The 6,497-nt window shown below is 73.4% G+C and carries 5 protein-coding genes; 1 reads left to right on the plus strand and 4 read right to left on the minus strand.

Annotated elements, in window-relative coordinates; translation table 11 throughout:
• Positions 1–174: 174 nt before the first annotated feature.
• The 4 genes from VFE05_23085 to VFE05_23100 form a co-directional block, all read right to left on the minus strand.
• A complete protein-coding gene (locus VFE05_23085) occupies positions 175–2,004 on the minus strand; it encodes an endonuclease/exonuclease/phosphatase family protein (protein ID HET6232981.1) in 1,830 nt (609 codons plus the stop codon).
• The gene (locus tag VFE05_23090; GenBank protein ID HET6232982.1) at positions 2,001–2,696 is read right to left on the minus strand and encodes an ABC transporter ATP-binding protein; all 696 of its coding nucleotides are present in this window, start codon (positions 2,694–2,696) and stop codon (positions 2,001–2,003) included. Before VFE05_23090 ends, VFE05_23085 begins: the two co-directional genes overlap by 4 nt.
• Positions 2,697–2,847: 151 nt before the next feature.
• The gene (locus VFE05_23095) at positions 2,848–4,029 is read right to left on the minus strand and encodes an ABC transporter permease (GenBank protein ID HET6232983.1); all 1,182 of its coding nucleotides are present in this window, start codon (positions 4,027–4,029) and stop codon (positions 2,848–2,850) included.
• Positions 4,026–4,826, minus strand: a complete 801-nt coding sequence (locus tag VFE05_23100) for an FtsX-like permease family protein (GenBank protein HET6232984.1) — start codon at positions 4,824–4,826, stop codon at positions 4,026–4,028. Before VFE05_23100 ends, VFE05_23095 begins: the two co-directional genes overlap by 4 nt.
• 300 nt (positions 4,827–5,126) lie before the next feature.
• Here VFE05_23100 and VFE05_23105 point away from each other — a divergent pair, with 300 nt between their 5' ends.
• Positions 5,127–6,335, plus strand: coding sequence for a hypothetical protein (locus VFE05_23105; protein ID HET6232985.1), 1,209 nt, complete (start codon positions 5,127–5,129; stop codon positions 6,333–6,335).
• Positions 6,336–6,497 lie beyond the last annotated feature (162 nt).

A 6,497-nucleotide genomic window follows, 5' to 3' on the forward strand; every position in this document is an offset into this window, starting at 1 on the left:
GGACGACGACCAGGTCGCCGCCGCCCACGAGCGTGCGGTCGCGCGCCTGGTCCAGCATGGCCTCGCCCACGGCGAGCAGCACCACCATCACCGACACGCCCAGCGCGTAGCCGCCCAGCAGGAAGAGCGCGCGTCCGGGACGGTGGCGCAACTCGGCGAGCGCGAGGCGGAAGATCATCGCGCGGCCGGTCCCCACGCGAAGTCCGACACCACGGGGCGGTGGCCCGATGCCGCGACGGAATCGCCCGCGCGCAGGCCGTGCGCCGCCAGCCAGCGCGGCGAGAGGTCGGCCGTGTCGAACGCGAAGGCGTCGAGGACGTGGAGGGCGGCGGGGGTGTAGAGGTGATAATCCAGCCGCCCCGGGGCGAAGCGGTTGCGCGGCCGGGCCCACGTGGCGTACGACAGCCCGTCCAGCCGCGGCGCGTCCGAGACGGCGAAGGAGTCGCCGTCCGCCGCGTTCCCGCGCATCACGTCCAGCGGCGCGCGCGAGCCGACGAGGTTGTAGTCGCCCGCGACGATCACGGCGTCCGCACGCTCCGCGCGGGCGGCGGGGCGCAGCGCGTCCGCCATCGCCCGCGCCTCGATGCGGCGGATGCGGTCCTCGGGCGAGCCGGCGCCGGTGCCGCAGCATTTGAGATCGACCGTGGCGAGGAGGAGCCGCCGTCCATCTACCGTGACCACCGCGCCCGCCGTGGGGACGCCGTCGCCGGTGGGCGTGTCGTTCACCGTGGCTTGGGGCGCGTCGCGGAAGACGGCGGAGATGGAGTCGGGATAAGGGATGCGGGCCAGCGAGGCTGCGCCAGCGACCGGCCGGCGGCTGGCGATCACTCCGCGCTGCCGCCCGCCCGCCTCGCCGAAGACGACGTGCCACGCGCCGGTGCCGGGGATGGCGGCGAGCAGCGTGTCCACGAGCGTGCGGTCCGCGGGGAGCACCTCGTCGAGCAGGACGACATCCGGGCGGATCGCGGCCAGGGCACGGATGAAAGGCTCGGGATTCCGGCGCAGCCCCGCGCCGTTCACGTTCCACGAGAGCAGGCGGAACGACGTGCCCGGCGCGCGGGCGAGCGGGTCCGCGGATGCGTGGCCGCGCGGCGTGGGGCGCGTGGCCGCGGGCGTGAGCGCGTACGAGAACGACGGCGGGCCGCGATGCAGCGGCTGGGCGTGGCTGTACGCGACGGCGCGCGCCCGGAACGTGCCGCCGGTGAAGATGCGCATCCCCTCTGGTCCCGCCGGCGTGCCGCGCGCGATCTGCAACTCCAGCCGGTCGGACGCGTAGCTGGGCGCGAGCATCACGCCCGCGGTGTCGGCTGGGGCGGCGAAGGTGGGTCCCGTCGCCGGGTGCTGCCACACCTGCGCCCCGGACGGGGTGGACTCCGGGCTCGGACCGGAGGGTGAGAGCACGACGGAGAGGTCCACGCCGCGCAGCCCGTCCAACGTGACGCCGGTAGACGAGTCGCCATCGGCGTTTAGGTGCAGCGCGACGGTGCCGTCCAGCCCCTGCGGCACGACCGGACGCGCGAACTCGAAGTAGAAGAAGACGTTCCGCGCATCGTGGCGGACGCGGATCTCGCGGATGCCCAGCGGAAGCGCCGCGGCGTCTTCGGAGGTGCCCGTCGCCGCGGCCGGAATGCCCTGCCAGTCGTCCCATCGCCCGTCCAGCACGACGGGGGGAAGCGCAGCGTACGGTCGGCGAGCCGCCGCATGCTTCCGCGTCGTCGCCTGCGCCGCGGTCGTATGAGCGCATGCGAGCGTCAGCAGCGCGACGCACGCGGCACCGACCCACCGCCGCGCATCCGCAGAGATGCGGCTCGTTGCGCCCCGCCGCGCATCGGCGGAGATGCTGCGGTTCGCGCAAGGCTGCGCATCTACCGCATACAGCGATGGCGTCGCCGGCCGTGCATCTCCAGTGAACCGCAGTGCCGTCGCAGGCCGCGCATCTGGCGGGAGATGTGGGTGGATGCGGAGCCGCGCATCTCCCGAATCGCAGGCCGAGGGGTTGGTCATTGGGCGGGATCGGAAGATGTGTCGCGGACGACGAGGCCGTCGGCCATCTCGACGACTCGGCGGGCGCTTTCGGCGACCTTGGCGTCGTGCGTGACGACCACGAGCGTGGTGCCGTCGGCGTTGAGGCGGCGGAAGAGCGCGATGATCTCCTCGCCCGTGCGGCGGTCAAGCTCGCCCGTGGGCTCGTCGGCGAACAGCACGCGCGGCTGGTTGGCGAGCGCGCGGGCGATGGCCACGCGCTGCTGCTCGCCGCCGCTCAGGTTGGGCGGCCGGTGGCGCACGCGGTGGCCCAGGCCCACGTACTCCAGCAGCTCGCGCGACCGTTCGCGCCGCTCGCGGGCGGGCACGCCGGCCTCGGCCATGGGCAGCTCCACGTTCTCGGCCGCGGTGAGCACGGCCAGCAGGTGGAAGCGCTGGAAGACGAAGCCCACCTCGCGCAGCCGCAGGCTGGAGCGCTCCGCCTCGCCCAGCGCGTGCAGGGGGCGGCCCAGCAGCTCCACCGTACCGGCCGACGGCGGGTCGATGCCCGCCAGCACGTTCAGCAGCGAGCTCTTGCCGCAGCCGGACGGGCCCACGATGGACACCCACTCGCCCGCATCGACCCGGAAATCCACGCCGCGCAGGGCGTGCACGGCGTCGCCCTCGTACGGGTACTCCTTGGCGACGCCGCGCGCATCGATCACGCACGTCATCGGCGGCCTCGGGACGTGCGGGGCGATGTGGATGCGGGGATGACGGCGTGTTTCCGCGGAGTCCGGGCGGGCGGACAGTGCGACCGGATGCGATGAATCGCACCCCTACAACGGGAGGGGGAAATCAGAAAGCGGGAAGATGGAGGCGAGATCATTCGGCTTCCTCGCGGAGGGCGAGGCCCAGGGGGGCGCGGACGGCGGTCCAGCCGGGAAGGCCGCCGGCGAGCGCGCCGATGGCGGCCACGGTGCACATCGCCGCGGCCACGCGCGGGGCGTTCCACGAGAAGAAGGTCAGGTTCGCTGGCAGGCCGGGGAAGGCGAGGAGGATGCGGTCCAGCCGGCCCGCCATCCACAGACCCAGCGGCAGCCCCAGCGCGCAGCCGATGCCCGCCAGCGCCAGGCCCTCCACCACGATGGCGAGCAGGATGCGCCGCGGCCGCACGCCGATGGCCCGCAGCGTCGCGATCTCGCCGAACCGCTCGCGCACGCCGATGGTGATGATGGTGGAGACGAGCAGCGCGGTGACGACGAGGGCGATGCTGCCCAGGATGGTCGCCATCTGCCGGAAGTACAGCAGCCGCTTGTCCATCTCGCCCATCATCTCGCGCGTGGAGTACGTGGAGACACTCGGCACCGCGGCGGAGATGCGGCGGGCGAGGTCGCCGTCGTCGACCCCGTCGCGCGCCGCGACGCCGAACAGCGACGCCTCGTCTCCCCTGCTGGTGAGGCGGCGCACTTCGGCGATGTCCATCGCGAGCGAGCGCTGGCCGGCGTAGTTGTAGAGGAAGTCGCCCACGCCGCTCACGCGGTACGTCGCCGTCCCGCGCGGCCGCCCGAGCGACGGGTCCATGCTGCCCGCCAGCGGAAGCGTGCTGCCCACGCGGAGCCCGTCCTTCTCCGCCATCGGCGCGCTGATGACCACCTCGCCCGGCCCCGGCTGGCGGCCGGATGTGAGGCGGTAGAGGAACTGCGGCGCGCGCGGGTCTATGCCGATGGTGAACAGCGGCTCGCCCGCGCCGTCCGCCCGCACGGCGAAGAACTGCGCGCCCAGCACCGGTGCCACGGCCTTCACTCCCGGCACCGCGGCGATGCGGCGGGTGACGGCGGTCGCGTCGCGGATCGCCGCCTCGCTGTCGAACGGGAGGATGCCCTTCGGCGTGACCCGCAGCGCGTAGCCGCTCTGCCCCAGCAGGTCGCCGAACGAGTCCGTCAGACCCGACGCGAGCATCGTCATGTCCAGCAGCAGCGCGGCGGAGACGGCGATGCCGGACAGCGCCAGCGCGGTGCGTCCCTTCCGCCGGAAGAGCGTGCGGAGGAAGGAGGATACGATCACCGCTCCCCCAGCCGCTGCGGCGGCACGTGGATCACCCGCCACGCCGCCAGCGCCCCCGCCACCGCACCGAGGCCGAGCCCCAGCAGCGCGGCGAGCAGCACGATGCGCGGCGTGACCAGCGCGAACCGAAGCGTGGTGTCGTAGACGCGGGCGTAGTACGCGTTCACCAGCCGCGCGGCGACGACGCCGAGGCCGGCGCCCGCGGCGCTGCCCACCACCGCGATCCCGATCGCCTCCAGCACGATGGCCCGGAACACCGTGCTGCGGCTGATGCCGATGAGGCGCAGCATGCCCATGTCGCGCTTCCGCTCGTCCACGCGGATCACCATCACGCACAGCAGGAAGATGGCGCTCGCCAGGATGGTGACGATGCCGATGGCGTGGTGGAAGCGCGAGACCACCAGGAAGGTGGAGCTGGTCTGCTCCGCCAGGGCGCGGCTGCCGTACGCCCGAGTGCCGAACGCCACGCCCTCGATCCACCGCCCCGCCGAGTCTGCCGACGCGCCGGGCCGCAGCGTCACGGCGAAGCGGTCCACCCGGTCGTGCACGGGCAGCAGCGCCTCCAGGTCGGGAAGGTGCATGCGCACCTCCATCTCGTTGCGCGAGATGCGGCTGGGGTCGGCCGCGCGCTCGTACACGCCCGCCACCACGAACGGCCGCGCCGCCGCGCCGCTCGCCAGCGCGCGCACCGCCACGGTGTCGCCCACGCGCAGCGGCACCGACTCCGCGAGCCGGCGCTCGACCAGGATCTGCGACGGCGCCTGGAGCGCGGCGGCGAGGAGCAGGGCGGAAAGCATGGCTCGCAACCTATCGCGTTCGGCCCGCGTGCGTCCAGCGAGTGTCGAAGGCACGCGCGGAGTGCGCCGGGCGGATTCGGCCGTGCTCGAAAGCGGCGATGCGGCGGCCTGCTGACGGAGGCGCCGGACGACGGCAGGCGGAGATGCTTACGGTTCGGCGAACGGGTCGATGCTCACCGGCAGAAGCCGCGAGGGGTGGGATTGACGAGACGAGGGGCGGTAAACATATTGCGCGTCCTTCGTCCACCGCCGCGCGGCCATCCCGGTCGTGCGGCGGCGCGTTTTCGTTATTCCGGAATCATGCACCAGATCCGTTCGAAAGCACTTCGCTCGCTCGCCGCCGTGGCCGCCTTCGCGCTCGCCGCTCCGCTCCACGCGCAGCAGGACACCGTTCCGCAGCCCTCCACCGACAGCGTCGCGCAGGTGCCCGCCGGCCCCACCGCCGCCGACGTCCCCGCCGAGGCCGCGCGCCTGCGGCCGGGCATGCGTGTGCGCCTGCTCATTCCCGAGGTCACCAACTATCGCCGCGCCGGCACCCTGCAGGCCGCCACGGCCGATTCCGTGGTCATCACGCGCATCGACGGCGGGCGCATGGGCGTGGCGCTCACGCAGCTCGACGGCATCGAGGGCAGCCTGGGCCGCGGCCGCGTGCGCTCCACCGCAGTCGGCTTCGGCGTGGGCGCTTTCGTAGGCAGCGCGGGGTTCTACCTGGCGGGCATCCGCCGTCCCAGCGCCGAGCGCAGCCCCCGCGAGATGCTCAAGGCCCAGAACGTCCTCACCGGCGCCGCCATCGGTGCGGCCATCGGCGCCATCACCGGCTCCGAGCGGTGGAAGCGCATCGCCCGGATGAGCCCTGCCGAGCTGGACCGCAGCACCGCGCGCGCCGGCTATCCCGCGCCGAGCACGTCGCGCTTCACCATCGCGCCGGTCGTGGGCGTCATGGGGGGCCGCGACTTCGACGCCGTGGCCAACATCAGCATCCCCGGCGACAGGGTGCAGCTCCCCATTCGCCACCAGATCGACCGCACCACCGCCCTGGGCGGCAACGTGGAGGTCGTGGGCGGCAAGTGGTGGGGCGCGCTGGCCGGCGCCACGTACACGCTGGGCAGCAACCGCGGCGCGGACAGCGTGCAGCTCGTCACCAGCGGCCACCACGTCCTGTTCGCCAAGGTCGCTCCCACCTTGCGCATCCCCACGCCCATCGCAGTGCAGGTGTACGCGGGTCCGCTCTTCATGCGCGAGACGCCCATGGACGGCGCGGTGCCCGCGGACTGGTTCAGCGCGCCGCACAACCACTGGGGCCTCAGCCTGGGTGCCACCGGCGACGTGCCGCTGCCCACGCGGCGCGTCACGCTGCGGCTGAGCGCCGAGGACAACATGGTGAAGTGGGACGCGAACGAGCTGGAGCAGCGTCTCCGCGTGCGCTACCCGGCGTCCAACTTCCGCATCGCCAGCGTGGACGCCACGCACCTCGTGACGCTCTCCGCCGGCCTCGCCTTCCACATCTGACTCGTCACCCACGGAGCGGATGAATCATCGGCCGGGAACCCCGCGGGGCTCCCGGCCGATTCGTTTGCCCCCCAGCCGACCACGAATGGCGCGACGGGAGATGCGCGGCAGCCACGGCGCCCACCGCCCCAGACGGGAGATGCGGGAGATGCGGGAGATGCG

The organism is Longimicrobiaceae bacterium (assembly GCA_035696245.1).
Taxonomy (GTDB): domain Bacteria; phylum Gemmatimonadota; class Gemmatimonadetes; order Longimicrobiales; family Longimicrobiaceae; genus DASRQW01.